The sequence below is a fragment of the Synechococcus sp. RS9907 genome (genome assembly GCF_014279615.1).
Classification (GTDB): Bacteria; Cyanobacteriota; Cyanobacteriia; order PCC-6307; family Cyanobiaceae; genus Parasynechococcus.
The window spans coordinates 1,122,638-1,141,772 of the sequence record NZ_CP047944.1 but is presented as its reverse complement, the minus strand read 5'-3'; the positions used below and the strand labels follow the sequence as shown (position 1 = coordinate 1,141,772).

The window sequence follows — 19,135 nt, the reverse complement described above, 5'->3', positions numbered from 1 at the left end:
CCCGAAACGGGCAGGTGTGCGGAGTGAAAGGACCTATAGAAGGTATCAAAACGTTGATCAGCGAAGCCCTGCCGCTCTGGCTTCACGGAACAGGGCACGCACACCGATGCGATTGAGGGGCAAACGAAGCAACTCCATCGCCGTTCCGGGATAGCCATGCCGGATCAGCCAACGGAGCAGCGGGCGAAGGCTTGAGGGATTGATCAGCCCACCGAGGGTGAGCACTTCCCAAAGGATGCGATGGAACCAGGTGAACTGGATGATCAACCGCACTCGCCTGGTGGGATGTTTGCGGTAAAAAACAAGCCCCATACGGGCCCGTTCACCCTCCACTTCAACAAGTCGGGGGATCTGGTCGAGACTCAGGGCGGGGTGCCAGTGATAGCCGACAGCGTCCGGGCACTTCACCAACTCAACCCCCATTCGCCGCAGACGCTCACCCAGTTCCAGGTCCTCCCAGCCGTAGAGGCGGAAACCAGTGTCAAACAGGCCTGAGCGCTCCAGCACCTCCCGATCGATGGCCACATTTCCAGTGGCGAAATAAGCCCAGGACAAGTCTCGTAATTTGTGGCGCTCCGAGCAGGGTGCTTCGAAGTTGGCGGTGTTGATGACAGCGCCGTAGGTGAAGCAGAGCCGATCACCGCGCCGTTGCCAGCACTGCTGCAGCGCCCGTGCATGGGTGGCCAGAAAGGTTTCTGTGACCACCAGATCGCTGTCGATGAAGACGATCACATCGCCACGGGCGTGATCCACACCGCGGTTTCGGCCCTCGGCAGGACCACCGTGCTCCTGCTCGATCAGGCGCACATGGGGAAAACGCTGGGACTGCTCGCTCAGCCATGACGGCGTTCCATCGGTGGAACCGTCGTCAACCACAACAACCTCGTAGTCCTGAAGAGCTCCAGCAAGCTGCTGATCTTCCAGTGCCGAGAGGCATTTCTCGAGGATCGGGCGTCGGTTGTAGGTCGGAATAACGACGCTGACGAACATCGCGACGGCCGATGCAAATGGCCACCCACCCTACGAACAACAAAAAAGGGGCCCGCAGGCCCCCTTTTTGATGCATGGTCTGATCCGTTGATCAGTCGGCGGCACCACCGTTGTTGGCGGTTCCGGTCACACCGTTACCAGCGCCTTCACCACGGCCATCGTTCCGCATCTTGCGCTTCTTGAACTTGCGGGCGTAGGCGCGGTTCCGCTCCTGCTTTTCTTTCTTCAGGTTTCTGCGCTTGGCCATGCGGAACTGCGGGCTCTGGTGTCAACTTTCATCGTACTAAACAGCATTCTTTAATCGCCCGTCCTCCATCTGAAGCAGGCGATCGGCCACATCAACGATGCGCGGGTCATGGGTCACCATCAGCACCGCGCAGGATTGTTCACGGGCGAGTCGGCGAAGCAGCTCCACCACCTCCCGGCCCGTACGGCTGTCCAGGGCAGCGGTGGGTTCGTCAGCCAGGAGAAGGCGGGGGTTTGCGGCAAGGGCACGGGCAATGGCGACCCGCTGCTTCTGTCCACCGGACAAGTCATGGGGGACTTTGGCCATGTGGTCCTCCAGGCCAACGGCACGAAGCCACTGACGGGCCTCATCCCGGCGCGCCCTGTAACTGAGATCAGGCAGAAGATCGGCTCCCATCTGCACGTTCTGTTCAGCCGTGAGGCAGCGCAGAAGGTTGTGCCCCTGAAAAATCATTCCAATGCGCCGGCGCACCTGCTGGCGGCGCCGACGGCCTGCACCATGCAGGGACTCACCAAGCACCGACACCTCACCCTGCTGAACCGTCCGCAAGGCGCCGATCAAGGTGAGCAGTGTCGTCTTGCCACAACCCGAAGGACCGGTCAGCAACACCACTTCGCCCGGCTCGATGCTGAAGCTGATGTTCTGAAGAACCGCGCGGCGCATCTCCCCTTGGCCGAAAGCGTGGGAGAGGTTGTCGACAACAACAGCTGCCATCAGAAGATCTCCGCAGGGTCTGCATCGATGAGACGACGCATGGCCAGGAACGACGACAACATGCACATCACCAGGATCATCACCAGAACGGTCAACGCCCGGGACAGATCCATGCCGACGGGCAGCTTGGTGGCGTCACGAACGAACCAGTACAGCCCCTGACCGGCCATGTAGGCGGGGACGTACCCCATCGCCGCCAGATAGAAGCCCTCACGAACCACCACTCCCAACAGATGGCTGAGGCGATAGCCCATGGCCATCAAAGTGGCGTACTCCGGCAGGTGATCACTCACATCGGTGTACAGCACCTGATACACGATCACGCAGCCCACCACGAAGCCCATGGCGGCGCCGAGCGTGAAGATGAAACCGATGGAGGTGCTGCTCTTCCAGTAGTTCTGCTCGAAATCGATGAAGCCCTGCTTGGTCAGCACCGAAACATCCTTGGGCAGCCGCTGTCTCAATCGGGACACCACCTGCTCAGGATCCGCGCCGGGCTTCAACCGCACCAGACCCACTTCGATCGCCCCAGGCGGCTTCTGAGGCATCAGATCGAGGAACGTCTCCGTGCTCGTGAGCAGGTTGCCGTCGGCACCGAAGCTGGTGCCCAGGCTCACCAGACCCGCCACCCGGACGCGGTTGCCAGCGATCTCGGTTTCCACCACACGCCCACCGCGATACCAATCGACAATGGGTCCGAATTCAGGACGTGACAGCTGATCGAAGAGGATCCGCCCCTTCCGCTTGAGAGCGTCAGTTTTCTCAGCCAGGGAGGGATCGACAAAAAAGGGATCGTCGGGATTGAAACCCAAGGCCAGGATCGACCGGTTGCGCCGCGTTTCCGGGTTCCGCCACAGCATCAGCCCCCAATGCACCGGGGTCACCCCATCGACGTCTGGATCAGCCAGGGTCTGAACCAGCCGCCGCCTTGGAAAGGCCTCCATGCTCACGGAGCTGGCGGAGCGGGGACTGATCAGAACAACATCAGCATCGAACAGCCGGTGCGCCGTGACGCTGGCGTCAAAGAGGCCATCACGGAATCCAAGCTGCATGAACATCAGAATTCCCGCGAAGCTGATGCCGGCAAGCGCCACCAGCAAGCGAACGGGCTGGCGCGTCAGCAACAGCCAGGAGAGGGGAATCCGACGCCCCCGCCAGAACCGGTTCATGGATCGAAGCGGGCGATCACCTTCAAACCCGCCAGACGACTGACCTTGGCGGCATCTTCAGGGTTCAGCACCACATCAACCATCACAACGCGGGCGTCGGCATCGCCGGTGGGATCGGTGGAAAGAACAGACCGTTGTTCCACCTGCGGGCTGATGCGCAGGACGCGCCCGACGAGTTCACCGCGGAAACCACCGTTCTCGCTGATGAGGCGCACGGACTGGTCGAGGCGGATCAGGGAGATGTCGGATTCGTAGACCTCGATGCTGGCCTGCATCGCCTGATTGGCCCCCACATCCATCACCCCCTCTGCACCAGGGCGCTCGCCTGCACGGGCATGCAGCTTGAGAACAACACCATCAAGAGGCGAGATCAGCTGACTGAGCACGAGGTCGGCCTGAAGCCCTTTGCGCTCCGCCAGGGCCTGATCCCGCTGTCCCTGAAGACGAACCAGCTCTTCACGCTTGTTGTCCACCAGAGTCAATTCGGCCGCACCCCAATCGGCGGCTCTGCTGAAGCGCTCCACCTCAAGGGCCTGTAGTTGTATCTCCTGATCGAGGCTGCGCAGCTGCGCATCGACGCGCTCCAGATCAGCGAGCAGTCCATCCCGATGATCGAAGGACGCCAACACCTGGCCGGTCTTGATCAGATCACCCTCATTCACATTGAGGGCTGCCACCCGGGGTGTCCCCGCCATCCCCGCATTGGGAGCCGCCAGATTGCGGATGTCCCCGGCGGGCTCCAGCTGCCCCAGGGCCGCGACCGCTTCGGGACGAACCGTGGGTGCAGGCGTCGGTTCAACCGGCTTGGGTTCGGGCGTCGGCCGCAGCAACCAGCCGCCGATGACCGCAATGACCAAACTTCCAGCCAGAACAGACCAGCGCTTGGGGGTCATCAGAGTTCCGGAGGGTTGTCGAACAGAAGCATGTCGATGTAGCGATCGGCCCAGGCTGAATCGAAGGCCTTCTCGAGCACGCGGCGGGTCTTGTCGTTGCGTTTCTGCTGAAGGCAATAGTTCAACTGACCCTCGTACCGGCGGACTGTAGTGAGAGCCGTGGACGGTTCGGGAGTCGCCTCGATCACGCTGGTGGCCATCACCTGCAGGTAATGGCTCACCAGTTCCTGAAAGGCTGCTTCCTCGTCAGCACCATCGGGGCGGATGAAGCACACCTTGTTCGAGAAGATGGCTGATCCCCAGGCCGGCAGCTCCCGAACCTGACGGAACGCCGGCCATGGCCTGGCCTCAAGCCGCTGGATCAGCTGCTCCGGCAAGGCATCGGAGGTGGGGGACAGATCGACGATCGCGGCGGAGATGCCTGCCGGGCCGGCCACGATGTCGGCCCCGAAGATCGGCAGGTCGTAGTGGGGATCGGGGAACCAGACGCTGTGGAGGATCTGCAGGCCGTTGCCGAGTCGCGCAACCTCCAGATGAAGTTTGCGAAGGCCGATGCAGCGAAAAAGCTCGTTGCCGATCGATAGGCCCTCGCCATCGAGTTGCCCCTGGATGAAGCGCAAATCCTCATCGCAGGGGAGGATCTCCAATCCGGGCAATCCCGCCCAGGCACTACGGATCGACGCCGCCAAGGCCTGCACGAGGGGATGCTGTCCTGGCGGTGGCGCCAGCGGCTTGGGCTGCATCGAAGGGGCAGGCACAGAATGGAACTTTGCCACGCAGTTCTGAACCTTCCGTTCTCCGGTCCCCCACTGGACCATTGGACCCTCCCCAACGGAGTGCGCTGCGTGACGGCGGACATGCCGGATGCCCCCCTGACCTGTCTCGATCTCTGGTGCCGTGCCGGCAGTGCCAGTGAGCAGCCAGGGGAAGAGGGCATGGCCCATTTCCTGGAGCACATGGTGTTCAAGGGAAGTGAGCGGCTGGCCGCAGGGGCATTCGATGAAGCCATCGAAGCTCTGGGGGGCAGCAGCAATGCCGCCACAGGCTTTGATGACGTTCACTTCCACGTGCTGACACCCCCGGATCGAGCCCGCGAAGCGTTGGATCTGTTGTTGGAACTGGTGTTGCAGCCAAGCCTCGAGCCTGACGGGTTCAACACGGAACGGGGGGTGGTGCTTGAAGAGATCGCTCAATACGCCGATCAACCCAATGAGCAGGTGCTGCAACTGCTGTTGAGCAAGGGCTGTGACCAGCACCCCTACGGCCGACCCATCCTGGGTACCCCCCGCAGCCTGGAGGCCATGACGCCCGAGGCCATGCGGGCGTTTCATCAGCGGCAGTACCGCGGTTCCAACTGCTGTCTGGCGATGGCCGGGCCTTCGTCAGCGGAGCTGCGCAGTGCCCTGGGTTCCTCGGCTCTGGCGGACCTCCTGGATGCGCCTGAGCCCTCATCACCGTCATCGCCCCTGAGCGTGCGTCCTGGACGCGAAAGCGTTGTTGTGGACCGGCTCGAATCCGCCCGACTGCTGATGCTCTGGGAAGCTCCACGGGCCCAGGATCAAACAGGCGTGATGGCCGCTGATCTCGCCACAACCCTGCTGGGGGAAGGACGACGCAGTCGTCTCGTGAACCGCTTGAGGGAGGAACTGCAGATCGTTGAAAGCGTGTCGATGGACCTCTCGGTTCTGGAGCAGGGAAGCCTGATCACGCTGGAGGTGATCTGTCCAGACGAGCATCTGGAGGCTGTGGAAGACGAGGTGAACCGGCAGCTGCGCGCCATGGCGGAAGAGCTCGTCAGCGATCAGGAGCTGAAACGGGGCCAGCAGCTGGTGAGCAACGGACTGCGCTACGCCTTGGAATCGACGGGCCAGGTGTCTGGGCTCAGCGCCAGCCAGACCCTCTGGGACCGGCAGCAGGATCTGCTCCATCCTCTTGCTTTCCTGCCGCCATGGACGGCGGAGCGGCTTCGCTCAGACCTGTTCCCAAGGCTTCAACCCGAACAGGCGTTTGTGCTGACCGCCCAGGCCAAGACGAAACACGGATGAGCAACCCCGAACTGCTGATCGAACCGGTCTCAAGCCCGGGGATTCTGGCCGCGAAACTGCTGCTTCCTTTCGGCAGCGCCGACGACCCTGCAGAAACGCGGGGTGCCCATGACCTGCTGGCATCTCTGCTCAGCCGCGGCTGTGGACGACACAACCACGTTGACCTGGCGGACCTTGTTGAGGGATGCGGAGCAGGTCTGCGCTGCGATGCCCAGGAAGATGCGCTCGTGCTGAGCCTGCGCTGCACGGTGGAAGACGCGGAGCAGCTCCTGCCCCTGCTGGCCCAGATGGTTCGTTCCCCCCGGCTTGAGCCTGGCCAGGTGGCCCTTGAACGTTCGCTCACGATTCAGGCCTTGCAACGGCAGCGGGAGGATCCCTTCCATTGCGCCACGACCGGATGGCGGCAGCTGACCTATGGCAACGGGGGCTACGGCCACGACCCGATGGGCATTGCTGAAGAGCTGGATGATCTGGATCGGGAGGCACTTCTCCCCCTGGCCGAGCGGCTAGCGAGGGCATCGAGCGTTCTCGCCCTGGCGGGCAGCGTCCCACCGCAAATCATCGACACGATTGGCTCCCTTGAGGACTTTCGCGACTGGCCAGAAGGGAGCGGCAACGATCGCTCAGGCCGCCGTCCCTACGCCGAAGCGGTAGGAACCGAAACGATCCAGCTCGAAGCGATGGACACCGAACAGGTGGTTCTGATGCTTGGGCAGGCGACGCTGGGGCATGGACACCCGGATGAACTGGCGTTGCGACTGTTGCAGTGCCATCTGGGCGTGGGGATGTCGAGCCTGCTGTTCCAGCGCCTGCGGGAAGACCATGGCGTGGCCTACGACGTGGCCGCGCACTTCCCTGCCCTGGCAGGACCGGCGCCCTTTGTGCTGATGGCCTCGAGCGTGGAGGAGCGCTCAGAGCTCGCGCTGGACTTGCTGCTGAACATCTGGGACGAGCTGAGTGAGCAACCCCTCAGTGAGGCCGCACTCGAGCTCGCACGGGCCAAGTACATCGGTCAGCTCGCCCAGGGCCTGCAGACCTGCTCCCAACGGGCAGAGCGACGGGTTCAGCTGAAGGCCCAAAGGCTCCCTGACGATCATGACCAGCGCTGTGTGCGGGCTCTTGCGGAACTGACACCGACGGATGTGCTCCATGCCGCCCAACGTTGGCTGAGGGAACCACGACTCAGCCTGTGCGGAACCTCCGCTGCACTGAAGCAGCTTGAACGGCGCTGGGATCGGCGGGACGCTGCTTAGTCCACCTCCGCGGCATCCACCGGATCCAGCCGATCGAGGGGGATCAGAAACGTGCCCCGGCGAAAACGCACAGCAACGGTGTCCATCGGATGAAGTGCAACCACCTCGCCCACTTCACCGGCGGCCACCAGATCCGGCGGCCGCAGCATCGGCATCGGATCCGCCGACTTGAGGTACGGAAGCTGCTGCGACAGGCGCAGCTGATCACCAATCGATACCGACATCTGAACTGGGCAGGATCTGCATTGTCGAGCAGGATGGGCCGAGTTGAGTGAGTGATGTGAGGGCTCTCGCCTCATGGTGTGGTGCCCTGGCGGGTCTGCTGGCCATCCTCATCGGTGGTCTTGTGCCGGCCGCGTTGTTCCTGCCTGCTCCCGAGCCGATCCTTCTCCCCCTGCCGGTCACATGGCAGGTGCCAGCGCTGCTTCTCTGCGCCATGGTCAGTGGCCCGCGTGCCGGCGTGATGGCCGCTGTTGGCTATCTGAGCCTGGGATTGTTAAGTCTGCCGGTGTTCCATGGCGGTGGAGGGCTGAACTACGTGCTTGAACCGGGTTTCGGCTATCTCGCGGGCTTCGTGCCCGCAGCCTGGCTCACCGGTCGACTGGCGCAGCAGGACGGCATGGATGACCTGCCCAGACAGTCGCTCTGTGCCCTGGCAGGGCTGCTCGTTCTCCAGATCTGCGGGGTGCTGAATCTCGCCCTCGGGGCACTGCTGGGGCGATGGAGCCTTGGTTTCCCCGAGCTGCTGATGCAGTTTTCGATCGGTCCGCTACCGGCTCAGATGCTGCTCTGCATCGGTGCAGGATTGCTTTCAATTGTGCTGCGTCGGTTGCTGATCATCGAGCCATGACGAGACCACTTCCACGTCGCTCAACCCTGCTGATTGCCCTGGTGATCGTGGTGGTGGATCAGCTGAGCAAGGCGGCGGCCTCGAGCGCTTTGCGAGAGGGTCAATCCCTACCCCTGCTGCCACATCTACTCTCGCTGCAATTGGTGCACAACACCGGCGCGGCCTTCAGTGTTCTGCAGGGCTCCACTGCCCTGCTTGGGCTGCTCAGCTTGGGGGTGGGCATCGGGCTGATCCTCTGGATCTGGCGTGAACGGGTGCTGCCGTTCTGGCAGGCCCTCGCCGCAGCAGCGCTTCTGGGCGGAACCGTGGGCAATGGGATCGACCGTTGGCGTCTCGGCCACGTGGTGGATTTTCTGGCCCTCGAGCCGATCGATTTCCCGATCTTCAACGGGGCGGATGTCGCCATCAATCTCGCCGTGCTCTGCTTTGCCATCGACCTCTGGACCCGCCGGGGGGACAGGAGCCTCCGTGACAACAGCCGTGGCTGACCCAAACTTGCCCTGAGGCTGGTGTGACGCAGGCATGAAACGCCAAACCCGGTTGCTGATCGGTCTCGCCGTTGCCTTTGTGGCACTCGTGCTGATCGGCGCTGCCGTTCAGACCATCCGCAGCCTGCTGTGGGATCTGAGTTACTTCCTGCCTCCCTGGTTGCTCACGCCGGTGCTGCTGCTGGGGTTCGCGCTGGTGGCCACCCTGGCGGTCCAGGTGGGTTGGCCGATGTGGAAACGCCTGAAATCACGCCCAACCCAACACCCACGCCAAGCCACCCCGGCTCCACAGAACCGGCGGGATGCCGCGACCACCAGCCTCGGCCATGTGGATCGTCTGATCGAACGCATTCAGGACGACATCAGTCGCCGCAGCCTTCAGAACGAACGCGACCGGGTCGCCGAAGAACTGAAGCGAGGCGATCTGGTGGTTGTGGTGTTCGGCACTGGATCCAGTGGCAAGACATCACTGATCCGTGCCCTGCTGAATGAAATGGTCGGCGATGTGGGAGCGCCCATGGGCGTGACCAAAACCAGCCGCGCCTACCGGCTGCGTTTGAAAGGCCTGGAGCGTGGTCTTCAGCTCGTGGACACCCCAGGAATCCTGGAAGCCGGAGACGAAGGACTCAGCCGGGAGGAAACAGCCCGTCGTCGGGCGGTTCGTGCCGATCTGTTGATCGTGGTGGTGGATGGGGACCTCAGAGCCTCGGAATACGCCGTCGTGACCTCGCTCGCCAGGCTCGGCAAACGGCTGCTCCTGGTGCTGAACAAGCGGGATTTACGCGGAGTTGACGAGGAGAAAAGGCTCCTGCAGGTGCTTCGCTCCCGTTGCCAGGGACAGCTCAACGCTGCTGATGTGGTGGCCTGCAGCGCCTCTCCTCAATCGATTCCTCAACCCGGCCGTCGCCCGCTGCAGCCGCTGCCTGACGTCAGCGATCTGCTGCAGCGCCTCGCCGTTGTGCTGCACGCCGAGGGGGAGGAATTGATTGCCGACAACATCCTTCTGCAGTGCCGATCCCTCGACAGCCGTGGGCGTGACCTGTTGAACGACCAGCGGTCTCGGGAAGCCAAACGCTGCATTGACCGCTACAGCTGGATGGGAGCGGGGATTGTCGCTGCCAATCCGCTGCCCGGGGTGGATCTGTTGAGCACCGCAGCGGTGAATGCCCAGATGATCCTGGAGGTGGCCAAGATCTATGGGGTCGAGATGTCCCGTGATCGCGCCAAGGATCTGGCCCTGTCCCTTGGACAGACCCTGGGCAAGTTGGGCATCGTCAAAGGTGCCATGAGCTTGCTGGGCACCAGCCTGAGCCTGAGCTTGCCCACTCTGGTGCTGGGGCAAGTGCTCCAGGGGGTGGTGACCGCTTGGCTCACCCGAATCGCCGGAAGCAGTTTCATGCGCTACTTCGAACAGGACCAGGACTGGGGTGACGGTGGCATGCAGACCGTGGTTCAACAGGCCTTTGAGCTCAACCGACGGGAACTCTCACTGCAGCGCTTTCTGGCCAGTGCCATGCGGCAAGTGGTTGAACCGCTTCAGCAATCGGCGGCGGGACGTCTTCCCCCCCGGCCAGGGCCTCAGCAGGAGGGGGAAGCATCGGCCCCCTGGCATCCAGAACGGTGATCAGAAGCAGATAGAGCACACCAATCGCCACGGAGATCGCCCCGGTGACGATGGCAACCCAGCGTGAACCCTGCTGCTGTTCCGGCATCGGAGCGTCTCGAACGATGGCGATTGTGAACGATCAGGCTGGAGCCAGCGATTTATCCAGTCGTCCCGACAGGTCGCTGAGGTGCTGAGCCGTGGTGTGGGGGTTTCCAAAAACCGCCTTGAGGCAGAAACGGTCGCCGTAAAAGGGTCGCGACAGCATGTAGCCGTGAGACAGCAGCATTTGCCGGGTGTCTTCACTCCAACGGCCGGCTGCAGCAGCATCTCCATGTTTGGGATGAAAGGCCAGCAGGTGCAGGTCACCCGCCAGCAACGTGAACTTCTCCGGGTCCAATTGGGCTGCGAAGGCGGTTCGCCGTTGCAAAGCTCCGCTGAGCGTTGCTTCGATGCCCGCCTCGCCCAACTGGCGCAGGCCCAGCCAAAGCTTGAGGATCTCCGCAGGTCGGGTGCCCTGCAAGCCGATCTCCCCGCCGTGATCCATCCCCTTGGGCGCCTCCATGTAGGGCAATCCTGTTGAAAAGGCCTGACGCAGATGGGTTCGATCCCGAAGCAGCAGCAGGGATGACGCCTTGGTGATGCCCAGCAATTTCTGGGGATTCAGCGTGATCGAATCGGCAGATTCCATGCCATCCATCAGAGAGGCATGGCGGGCCGTGAGGGCGAACACACCGCCGATGGCCGCATCAACGTGCAACCAGACCCCGGCATCACGGCAGAGGGTTGCCAGATCCGAGAGAGGATCAATGGCTCCACGCACCGTGGTGCCGGCCGTGGCCACCACCGCCAGACAAGGCCGCCCCGCCGCCTGTAAAGCTCTCAAACGCTTGGCCAAAGCCTCGAGGCAAAGGCCACCTTCCGCGGCGACGGGCAGCGTCTGAAGGGCATCATCCGCCAGCCCCATCACCTTTGCCGCCTTGTTGATCGAGACATGAGCGTCTTGGCTGCACAGCAGCACAGGGTCCCGATGGCTGGCCTTCAACGCCGCCCGTGCGGCCACCAGGGCCATGAGATTGCTCAGGGTCCCGCCGCTGGCCAGCACCCCTCCGGAACCGGCGGGCAAGCCAATCCTGTGGCAGAACCAGCGGCAGAGGTCATGCTCCAGGCCGGTGAGACCAGGCGAAAGCTCCTCGGCCAGGAGGTTGTTGTTGAGACCTGCACAGACCAATTCCGCCGCAATCGACGCAGTAAGCGGGGGCGGATCGAGATGGGCCAGAGCACCGGGATGGGACGGCTGATACGCCCCATCCATCACCTGCTGAAGATCACTGAGCAGCGATTCAACGCTGGCCCCATCAAGCCCTGGTGCCACGTCAGGCAAGGGCCGCATGACGGGGACCGGGCTTGATCGATCAGCGGAGCCGATCCAACGGCAGAGCAGATCCGAACTGCGATGCAGGAAGTCCCTCAGCACCGGGTCTTCGGCCGAGGGGATGGCGAACGGAGCAAGCCGATCCGGTGGGTGCTGAGACTCGGAACAGGCTTGCAACGGAGACCCGTGAACTGCACCGATCTTCGCGTCTCGTGGGATGGTGCTCAAAGGACAACGTGGAACAGCAGTGGATCAGCGGGATGAGTTCACTCGCTGGATGGATGTTCTGCTCCAGCGCGCGGAGGAGGCTGGAGCGGAAGGAGAAGTTCCAGTGGCCGCAGTGATCCTGGATGGACAGGGCCGAGCCATCGGCCATGGGCGGAACCGGCGCCAGAACGACAGGGATCCCCTCGGGCATGCCGAACTGGTGGCCTTGCAACAGGCAGCGATCGTTCAGAACGACTGGAGATTCAACAGCTGCACCCTGATCGTCACCCTCGAACCCTGCCCCATGTGTGCGGGGGCCTTGGTGCAGGCCCGCATGGGAACCGTGATTTTTGCGGCGTCAGATCCCAAGCGCGGTGGCCTGGGGGGAAGCCTTGACCTCTCCACCCATGCCAGTGCCCATCACCACATGAACGTGATTCAGGGCGTGCGCGAACCCGAGGCGAGGGAGCAGCTGGAACGCTGGTTCAGGCGGCGGCGGCGACGGAACCGCTGAAGCGAGGCAGCTCTGTCTCAAACAGGTTGAGCAGACGATTCACGTTTTCAGGGGTGGAGTTGTAGCCCATCAGGCCGATGCGCCAGATTTTGCCGGCCAGGCTGCCGAGTCCACCACCAACTTCAATGCCGTGGTTGTTGAGCAGGTGCTGACTGAAGGCCTTGCCATCCACACCTTCAGGGATGCGAACTGTGGTGAGGGTGGGCAGTCGGCGCTCGGCCGGCACATGCATCGAAAGGCCGAGACTTTCCAGCCCGTTCCAGAGCATCTCCGCATTGCTGCGATGGCGTGCCCAGGCCTGGTCGAGACCTTCTTCAGCCAGGAGACGCAGGGCCTCACGCATGCCGAAATTCATGTTGACCGGCGCGGTGTGGTGATAGACGCGATCGCTGCCCCAGTACTGGTTCAATAAGGAAACGTCCAGATACCAGTTGGGCACCTTGCCCTGACGGGCCGTCATCTTGGCCTCAGCACGGGGGCCCATGGTGAAGGGTCCGAGACCGGGAGGGCAGCTCAGGCCCTTCTGGCTGCAGCTGTAGGCAAGATCGACTTTCCACTCATCGATGTAGAGCGGAACGCCCCCCAGAGAGGTGACGGTGTCGAGCAGCAGAAGGCAATCATGCTTCCGGCAAAGGTCGCCGATGCCCTCCATGGGTTGGCAGACACCCGTTGAGGTTTCGGCATGGACCATCGCCAGGATGGCGGGCTTGTGCTCAATCAGTGCAGCTTCCAGCTCATCGAGGGAAAACCACTCACCCCAGGGCTTTTCAATGGTTTTCACCTCAGCGCGGTAGCGGCCGGCCATGTCAGCCAGTCGCAGGCCGAAGTATCCCTTCACCGCCACCAAAACGGTGTCTCCAGGCTCGACGGTGTTGGCGATGGTTGCCTCCATGGCAGCACTGCCGGTGCCGCTCATCGGAAGCGTGAGGCGGTTATCCGTTTGCCAGGCGTAACGCAGCAGTTCCTGCACTTCGCCCATCAGATCCACATAGAGAGGATCAAGGTGACCAATCGGGGTTCGCGACAGAGCCTTCAGAACTGTTGGATGGGCGTTGGAGGGGCCTGGTCCAAGCAGGAGGCGGTCGGGTGTGCCGATCGGTGCAAAGGCTTTGCGGTGACGATCGTCAACAGAAAGGAGTGAGTTCGTCGTCGCCAAAGCCCTGTTCATTGGTTCGAGTGTTGAGCCTACGCAGTCACGCCCCTTGGAAGGGGTGAGGGAGGGAGGCTTGATTGAAATCTGTTCAGATCCTGCGTTGAGCGTGCTGGATCAGCGCTGGCGCACATTGGTTTCACCCAGGCCCTCGGCCAGGTGATCGAACGGCTGAAGAACGGTGGCGAGCTGATCGGATGCAGCACCATTGGCAAGAAGCATCTCGGAAACAACCTCTCCCAGCAGAACGATGCTGCGGACCGTTGGGCCGGTGGGAACGCCGAGACTCTTGTAGGTGTCGTCGAGTCCGTTCAGCACACGCTCATTGAGGATTGTGGAGTCACCTGCCACAAGGGCGTAGCTGGCGTAACGCAGGAAATAGTCCATATCCCGCAGGCAGGCGGCGAGCCGACGGGTGGTGTAGGCGTTGCCGCCAGGTAGCAACAGATCGGGTTCATCCCGGAACAGGCGCTGGCTGGCCTCACGCACAATCTCGGCCGAGGATCCGTTGATCAGCTCTACGGCCTGAATCCGCAGCGCGGATTCATCCAGATACACATTGATGCTGTCGATCGCCGGGCGGTCGAAATAGCGACCCAGCTGGTCGTAACGACCGATCAGACCGCTGATTGCATCGCGCATGTCCCTGAATCTCCAGAGGATCCCCAGCGGAAGCTAACACCGTTGAGGCGGGCAGATCCTTTGGCATGCCTGCATTTCAGCCAAGTTGACAGAAACGGTTACGCAGTCGCCTTCCAGCAGCTGAAACGTACCTCTTGATACAAAATGGTGTCTTGTGGCTGTATACGGTCACATCACTGCACAATTCAGTCGAGCAGTCCTTTCTTATGTCGAAATCCCCCCAGGACATCCTGCGCCAGATCAAGGACGAAGGCATCGAACTGATCGACCTCAAATTCACCGATCTGCACGGCAAGTGGCAGCACCTGACGGTGTGCACCGATCTGCTGGAGGAAGAATCCTTCACGGAGGGCCTCGCTTTTGACGGCTCATCCATCCGCGGCTGGAAAGGCATCCAGGCCTCCGACATGGCCATGGTGCCGGACGCCAACACGGCCTGGGTGGACCCCTTCTACCGGCACAAAACCCTGAGCATGATCTGCTCGATTCAGGAGCCACGCACCGGCCAGCCCTACGAGCGCTGCCCCCGTGCCCTGGCCCAGCGGGCACTGAATCATCTGGCCAGCACCGGCCTGGCCGACATGGCCTTCTTCGGTCCTGAGCCGGAGTTCTTCCTCTTCGACGACGTCCGCTACAACTCGGCTGAAGGGGGCTCCTTCTACAGCGTCGACACGATTGAAGCGGGCTGGAACACCGGACGGATCGAAGAAGGCGGCAACCTCGCCTACAAAATTCAGGAAAAGGAGGGCTACTTCCCTGTCGCTCCCAACGACACCGCCCAGGACATCCGCTCCGAGATGCTCCTGCTGATGGGTCAGCTGGGCATTCCCACCGAGAAGCACCACCACGAGGTGGCAGGCGCGGGTCAGCACGAACTCGGCATGAAATTTGCTGAGCTGATCCAGGCCGCCGACAACGTGATGACGTACAAGTACGTCGTGCGCAACGTGGCCAAGAAGTACGGCAAGACGGCCACCTTCATGCCCAAGCCGGTCTTCAACGACAACGGCTCCGGCATGCACGTGCACCAGAGCCTCTGGAAAGGCGGTCAGCCCCTGTTCTTCGGCGAAGGCACCTACGCCAACCTCTCGCAGACGGCCCGCTGGTACATCGGTGGCATCCTCAAGCACGCCCCCGCCTTCCTGGCCTTCACCAACCCCACCACCAACAGCTACAAGCGTCTGGTGCCCGGTTTCGAAGCCCCGGTGAACCTCGTCTACTCCGAGGGCAACCGCTCTGCCGCCGTGCGGATCCCGCTCACCGGCCCGAGCCCGAAGGCCAAGCGCCTCGAGTTCCGCTCCGGCGATGCCCTCGCCAACCCCTATCTGGCCTTCAGCGCCATGATGATGGCTGGTCTGGACGGCATCAAGAACCAGATCGATCCAGGCGATGGCGAAGATCGCGACCTGTTCGAACTTCCGGCTGAAGAGCTCTCGAAGATCGCCACGGTTCCCGCATCTCTCAACGGTGCCCTGGAAGCGTTGAATGCTGATCGCGGCTTCCTCACCGCCGGCGGTGTGTTCAGCGACGACTTCATCGACAACTGGATCGACCTGAAGTACGAGGAGGTGCAGCAGCTGCGCCAGCGGCCGCACCCCCACGAATTCACCATGTATTACGACGCTTGATCAGCGTCCGTGCATCCAACGACCCGCCTCCAAGGAGGCGGGTTTTTTTGTGGACTGCTGGCCACGCGATTGTGCGCCTCATTCGTTGGAATGGGGTCGTTGTCTGAATCCGCGATGGCGTCAACGCCCCTGAGCAAGCTTGCGTACCAAACGCTTCAGCAAGGCAAAAGCATCGCGGGCCTGGCCCACAAGGAGCTGAGCACCAAGCTGATGGAGCTGCTGGCGCCGGATGCGGTGCCGAAAACGGAGCCCGTGTCCGCCGAAGTTCTTGGAGAGCTGCAGCTGGATATGAAGAAACTCCAGGACCAGGACTGGCAGGACGCCGAACAGGGGATCTACCCCGAGCAGTTGTTGTTTGATGCACCCTGGCTCGACTGGGTCAGCCGCTACCCGCAGGTGTGGATGGATCTTCCCTCCACCTGGGATCGACGCCGCGAGCGCAATGTTCGGGATCTGCCCAAGGAAACCGAAAAAGCGCTCTACCCCGAGTACTACCTCCAGAATTTTCACCATCAAACCGACGGCTACCTGAGTGACCATTCGGCTGGTCTTTACGACCTGCAGGTGGAGATCCTCTTCAATGGCACCGCAGATGCCATGCGACGCAGGGTTTTGGCTCCCCTGAAACGCGGCTTGAAGCACTTCGCAGACCGTGCTCCGGGTTCCCTCAAGATCCTCGATGTGGCTACCGGCACCGGCCGGACCCTGCAGCAGATCCGCGCCGCCGTTCCCCACGCGCAACTGATCGGAACCGATCTCTCCGAGTCGTACCTGCGTCAAGCCAACCGCTGGCTGAATGACGGCGATGCATCGCTGGTTCAGCTGATCCGTGCCAACGGTGAATCCCTGCCCTTGGCCGATGGATCGGTTCAGGCCGTCACCAGCGTGTTCCTGCTGCACGAACTTCCGGCGGATGCCCGCCAGAACGTGCTCAACGAGGCCTGGCGGGTGCTTGAACCCGGTGGTGTGTTCGTGCTTGCAGACTCCGTGCAAATGGCCGATTCAGCCAAGTTCGCCTCCGTGATGGAGAACTTCCGGCGCGTCTTCCATGAGCCTTACTACCGCGACTACATCGGCGACGACATCGACGCCCGCCTCTCAGCTGCAGGGTTCGAAGGCATCACCGCGGAAACCCACTTCATGACGCGGGTCTGGTCGGCACGCAAACCCATCGCAGAGGCCAGCTGAGGGGATTCCCTGACAGCATCCCTTGCACGAACGGCTGCGAGCCATAGGGTGTGCTGAATCCCGAAGGGAACGTCATGACCAATCCCTTCCGGCTGCGTTGGCTTCAGGGCTGGACATTCCAGGTGGTGCTGATGGAAGGCCATGTGCAGGTCGAAGCCCATGGGTTCGGCATCTGCCTGCGCACGGCCGTGATGCCTGGGGAAAGTCCTCAGGCTGCAGCCGATCGTTTGGTGTTGTCTGAAGATCGCCGCAGGCGAGCCCTGCACAATGCCTGGCTTCGCGGTCAGAACATGGCACAGCCCGCGGGGGGTACACCCACGAAGGAATCGGCACCGGCCTCGAATTCGCTGGTGGTGGTTGGCCAGGCCCATCGCCAACGGGTGGCCTGATCTTCTGATGCGTTCAAAGCTGCGCCAGCAGCCAGGCCAAGGCAAAGCCTGCTCCACCGAAGCGTAAGGATCTCCAGAAGCGCTCACCAGACACCGGGGAGAAGGCCCAGCCCACAGGCCGTTGCGTGATCAGATTCGCAGCAAGTTTGCGGCGCTGCAGCCATCGCCGCGCCGCAACACCCGACCGGGCATGGGCCTGACATTGCCCTTGCAACACCAGCCGTGAGGCATGGTGCAACCAACGCAGTTCACGAACGCGTCGTTGGCCTTTGCGCTGTTCCACGCCATTGCACCCACATCAACCGAAACTAGATCGATCTGATGATTCAGGGATGACTTCACCTGACGCCCCATGGCCCGACTCCGCTACAGCCAAGGCGGAAGAACTGCACCAGTTGCTCCGCATCGGCGATCGCGACTGGCATCAGCTGAAGAGCAACCGACAGCGGCGTGGTGCTGAGTTACTGGCTGCAGCGATGGTGCAACTGCTCCGCCAAGGGGACAGTGCCGACGTGGAGAACCTGACCCAACAGGCACTGGGGTGGTTCAAAGGAGAACTGAAGGATCCGGGCTGTCCGCGTCACTGACGGGCCGACGGCAGGCCAGCTGCAGGCGATTCCCCCGGCGGCTCCAGCGCACATCATCAAAACATTGATGGATCAGGAACAACCCACGCCCGCTGGGAGCATCGAGAGCCGGCGGCAGGGTGGCTGTGCGGGACTGTTGTGGGAGGCCGCAACCCTCATCCTGAACCTGCCAGACCATCCAGTTGGGCGTGAGGATGCGGCGAACACGGAGCTTCTTGGCGGGGTTCTCGGCATTGCCATGGCGAACGGCATTGACCAGGGCTTCATGCAACCCCAGCTCAATCCGCTGACTGGTGAGAACACAACCGACGGGCTCGGTCAGCAGCTCCAGCAGAGGAGCCAGCTGCAGGGTCGACGGCAGGGTGAACTCAGCCCAGCGAAACCTCTTGGACGGCACAGTGGGGCCCGTTGACGTCGGTGTTTCGAACTTACCGTTGATGGGAAGCCACGTCAGGATCTGCGGGCCACAAGTGCCGGATGATTCAAGAGGGAATCCATCAGGCGAACGCCACGGAGCTGATTGATCAACGGCATGTGCCCTTCTGGAGCCTCGATCGACCAGGTGAAGGCACCGGGGTAACGCGTCCAGACGCCATCACATTTCCAGCCAATCCGGGGCCAAAGGCGTTCGTAACGCCCATCGAGGGCTGACAGCAACTGGGACTGGGCTGTGAAGCCGAAGCGACCTTGGGAATAGACCGTCCAGAGGCGGTCAAGACTGACCAGATCAACGCCTGACATCGGCGCAACTTCTGTGAAATAGACGTAGCCCCGTTTCACGGCGGCATCACCGGCCAATTCACGCAGGCACTGGCTGGTGACGCGATCCGCCTCTTCAAAGTTCTGATCGAGCAGCTCCTGCTGCAGCGGTCCGTAATCCAGGCCAACCCCGGAATCAGTGGTCAACCAGCCTCGATCGGACGACGGGATGAGAGTGGTGACTGCATCGGGATGGTGGCGCTGCAACACCTGCAAGATCCAACCTGCAGCCCAGTCATCACCGGCGGGGTCAAAGCCAGAAAGAAGGTCTGGGCCCACTGCAGCCAACTCGTCGGCGCGGGTTTCGATCTGCTTGATCAGCGGACGTCGCTGGCGAGGTGTTCCCTTCGCGAAACGATCCAGCAGCTGATCAACGCTGAGTTTGGTGGCGGGTGTGGAACCGGAGAGCATGAGTCGCAACCGGCCCCAACTGGCTCGGTGTTG

The 19,135-nt window shown here is 62.2% G+C and carries 23 protein-coding genes; 10 read left to right on the top strand and 13 right to left on the bottom strand.

The genetic code is table 11. The annotated features are described in order from the left end of the window. Positions 1 to 57: 57 nt before the first annotated feature. From SynRS9907_RS06205 to SynRS9907_RS06180, 6 genes are all read right to left on the bottom strand, one after another. Positions 58 to 990: a glycosyltransferase family 2 protein gene (locus tag SynRS9907_RS06205; RefSeq protein ID WP_186515255.1), complete on the bottom strand. Its 933-nt coding sequence runs from the start codon at positions 988 to 990 to the stop codon at positions 58 to 60. A 91-nt stretch (positions 991 to 1,081) separates the two neighbouring features. Further along, on the bottom strand, positions 1,082 to 1,237 hold the full coding sequence (locus SynRS9907_RS06200) for a hypothetical protein (RefSeq protein ID WP_006850288.1): 156 nt from the start codon (positions 1,235 to 1,237) through the stop codon (positions 1,082 to 1,084). A gap of 36 nt (positions 1,238 to 1,273) precedes the next feature. After that, the gene (locus SynRS9907_RS06195; RefSeq protein ID WP_114989063.1) at positions 1,274 to 1,951 is read right to left on the bottom strand and encodes a DevA family ABC transporter ATP-binding protein; all 678 of its coding nucleotides are present in this window, start codon (positions 1,949 to 1,951) and stop codon (positions 1,274 to 1,276) included. Then, positions 1,951 to 3,120: an ABC transporter permease DevC gene (devC, locus tag SynRS9907_RS06190; RefSeq protein ID WP_188022175.1), complete on the bottom strand. Its 1,170-nt coding sequence runs from the start codon at positions 3,118 to 3,120 to the stop codon at positions 1,951 to 1,953. Before devC ends, SynRS9907_RS06195 begins: the two co-directional genes overlap by 1 nt. Beyond that, complete coding sequence (locus SynRS9907_RS06185; RefSeq protein WP_188022174.1) at positions 3,117 to 4,013, bottom strand: HlyD family efflux transporter periplasmic adaptor subunit; 897 nt, start codon at positions 4,011 to 4,013, stop codon at positions 3,117 to 3,119. Before SynRS9907_RS06185 ends, devC begins: the two co-directional genes overlap by 4 nt. Then, positions 4,013 to 4,756, bottom strand: a complete 744-nt coding sequence (locus SynRS9907_RS06180; RefSeq protein ID WP_115082481.1) for a phycocyanobilin:ferredoxin oxidoreductase — start codon at positions 4,754 to 4,756, stop codon at positions 4,013 to 4,015. Before SynRS9907_RS06180 ends, SynRS9907_RS06185 begins: the two co-directional genes overlap by 1 nt. An 18-nt stretch (positions 4,757 to 4,774) precedes the next feature. On the opposite strand from SynRS9907_RS06180, the gene SynRS9907_RS06175 reads away from it, so the two are divergent. Together SynRS9907_RS06175 and SynRS9907_RS06170 are read left to right on the top strand one after the other, a co-directional pair. Continuing rightward, positions 4,775 to 6,058 carry a pitrilysin family protein gene (locus SynRS9907_RS06175; RefSeq protein WP_188022173.1) on the top strand — a complete coding sequence of 428 codons (1,284 nt, stop codon included), beginning with the start codon at positions 4,775 to 4,777 and terminating at the stop codon, positions 6,056 to 6,058. Further along, positions 6,055 to 7,311: a pitrilysin family protein gene (locus tag SynRS9907_RS06170; protein ID WP_188022172.1), complete on the top strand. Its 1,257-nt coding sequence runs from the start codon at positions 6,055 to 6,057 to the stop codon at positions 7,309 to 7,311. The genes SynRS9907_RS06175 and SynRS9907_RS06170 overlap by 4 nt, the downstream gene beginning before the upstream one ends. Here SynRS9907_RS06170 and SynRS9907_RS06165 read toward each other — a convergent pair. Beyond that, a complete protein-coding gene (locus tag SynRS9907_RS06165) occupies positions 7,308 to 7,535 on the bottom strand; it encodes a DUF3148 domain-containing protein (RefSeq protein ID WP_006849608.1) in 228 nt (75 codons plus the stop codon). The genes SynRS9907_RS06170 and SynRS9907_RS06165 overlap by 4 nt on opposite strands. A 56-nt stretch (positions 7,536 to 7,591) precedes the next feature. On the opposite strand from SynRS9907_RS06165, the gene SynRS9907_RS06160 reads away from it, so the two are divergent. Genes SynRS9907_RS06160 through SynRS9907_RS06150 form a run of 3 tightly spaced genes read left to right on the top strand, consistent with a single transcriptional unit; the run spans position 7,592 to position 10,273 of the window. Continuing rightward, a complete protein-coding gene (locus SynRS9907_RS06160) occupies positions 7,592 to 8,161 on the top strand; it encodes a biotin transporter BioY (protein WP_188022171.1) in 570 nt (189 codons plus the stop codon). Beyond that, on the top strand, positions 8,158 to 8,649 hold the full coding sequence (gene lspA / locus SynRS9907_RS06155) for a signal peptidase II (RefSeq protein ID WP_188022170.1): 492 nt from the start codon (positions 8,158 to 8,160) through the stop codon (positions 8,647 to 8,649). Before SynRS9907_RS06160 ends, lspA begins: the two co-directional genes overlap by 4 nt. A 34-nt stretch (positions 8,650 to 8,683) precedes the next feature. Further along, positions 8,684 to 10,273, top strand: coding sequence for a YcjF family protein (locus SynRS9907_RS06150; protein ID WP_188022169.1), 1,590 nt, complete (start codon positions 8,684 to 8,686; stop codon positions 10,271 to 10,273). 121 nt (positions 10,274 to 10,394) lie between these two features. Here the strand turns inward: SynRS9907_RS06150 and SynRS9907_RS06145 are convergent, their stop codons facing one another. Then, positions 10,395 to 11,804: an aminotransferase class V-fold PLP-dependent enzyme gene (locus SynRS9907_RS06145; protein ID WP_188022168.1), complete on the bottom strand. Its 1,410-nt coding sequence runs from the start codon at positions 11,802 to 11,804 to the stop codon at positions 10,395 to 10,397. A gap of 40 nt (positions 11,805 to 11,844) precedes the next feature. Between SynRS9907_RS06145 and SynRS9907_RS06140 the strand changes: the two genes are divergently transcribed. Next, positions 11,845 to 12,348, top strand: a complete 504-nt coding sequence (locus SynRS9907_RS06140) for a nucleoside deaminase (protein WP_188022167.1) — start codon at positions 11,845 to 11,847, stop codon at positions 12,346 to 12,348. Here the strand turns inward: SynRS9907_RS06140 and SynRS9907_RS06135 are convergent. Together SynRS9907_RS06135 and SynRS9907_RS06130 are read right to left on the bottom strand one after the other, a co-directional pair. After that, positions 12,320 to 13,516 carry an alanine--glyoxylate aminotransferase family protein gene (locus SynRS9907_RS06135; RefSeq protein ID WP_186542228.1) on the bottom strand — a complete coding sequence of 399 codons (1,197 nt, stop codon included), beginning with the start codon at positions 13,514 to 13,516 and terminating at the stop codon, positions 12,320 to 12,322. The genes SynRS9907_RS06140 and SynRS9907_RS06135 overlap by 29 nt on opposite strands. Positions 13,517 to 13,615: 99 nt before the next feature. Further along, the gene (locus SynRS9907_RS06130; protein ID WP_188022166.1) at positions 13,616 to 14,140 is read right to left on the bottom strand and encodes an allophycocyanin subunit beta; all 525 of its coding nucleotides are present in this window, start codon (positions 14,138 to 14,140) and stop codon (positions 13,616 to 13,618) included. Between the two features lie 206 nt (positions 14,141 to 14,346). On the opposite strand from SynRS9907_RS06130, the gene glnA reads away from it, so the two are divergent. From glnA to SynRS9907_RS06115, 3 genes are all read left to right on the top strand, one after another. After that, positions 14,347 to 15,768, top strand: coding sequence for a type I glutamate--ammonia ligase (gene glnA / locus SynRS9907_RS06125; RefSeq protein ID WP_188022165.1), 1,422 nt, complete (start codon positions 14,347 to 14,349; stop codon positions 15,766 to 15,768). Between the two features lie 114 nt (positions 15,769 to 15,882). Beyond that, complete coding sequence (locus tag SynRS9907_RS06120) at positions 15,883 to 16,956, top strand: class I SAM-dependent methyltransferase (protein WP_188022164.1); 1,074 nt, start codon at positions 15,883 to 15,885, stop codon at positions 16,954 to 16,956. Between the two features lie 74 nt (positions 16,957 to 17,030). Further along, positions 17,031 to 17,345, top strand: a complete 315-nt coding sequence (locus tag SynRS9907_RS06115) for a copper-binding protein (RefSeq protein WP_188022163.1) — start codon at positions 17,031 to 17,033, stop codon at positions 17,343 to 17,345. Between the two features lie 13 nt (positions 17,346 to 17,358). Here SynRS9907_RS06115 and SynRS9907_RS06110 read toward each other — a convergent pair whose 3' ends face one another. Continuing rightward, on the bottom strand, positions 17,359 to 17,628 hold the full coding sequence (locus SynRS9907_RS06110) for a hypothetical protein (protein WP_188022162.1): 270 nt from the start codon (positions 17,626 to 17,628) through the stop codon (positions 17,359 to 17,361). A 49-nt stretch (positions 17,629 to 17,677) separates the two neighbouring features. On the opposite strand from SynRS9907_RS06110, the gene SynRS9907_RS06105 reads away from it, so the two are divergent. After that, positions 17,678 to 17,932 carry a DUF6439 family protein gene (locus SynRS9907_RS06105; protein ID WP_114989049.1) on the top strand — a complete coding sequence of 85 codons (255 nt, stop codon included), beginning with the start codon at positions 17,678 to 17,680 and terminating at the stop codon, positions 17,930 to 17,932. Here the strand turns inward: SynRS9907_RS06105 and SynRS9907_RS06100 are convergent. Continuing rightward, a complete protein-coding gene (locus tag SynRS9907_RS06100; RefSeq protein WP_011364176.1) occupies positions 17,892 to 18,329 on the bottom strand; it encodes an ATP-binding protein in 438 nt (145 codons plus the stop codon). The genes SynRS9907_RS06105 and SynRS9907_RS06100 overlap by 41 nt on opposite strands. Positions 18,330 to 18,382: 53 nt before the next feature. Next, the gene (locus SynRS9907_RS06095; RefSeq protein WP_186542224.1) at positions 18,383 to 19,102 is read right to left on the bottom strand and encodes a GUN4 domain-containing protein; all 720 of its coding nucleotides are present in this window, start codon (positions 19,100 to 19,102) and stop codon (positions 18,383 to 18,385) included. Positions 19,103 to 19,135: the final 33 nt, after the last annotated feature.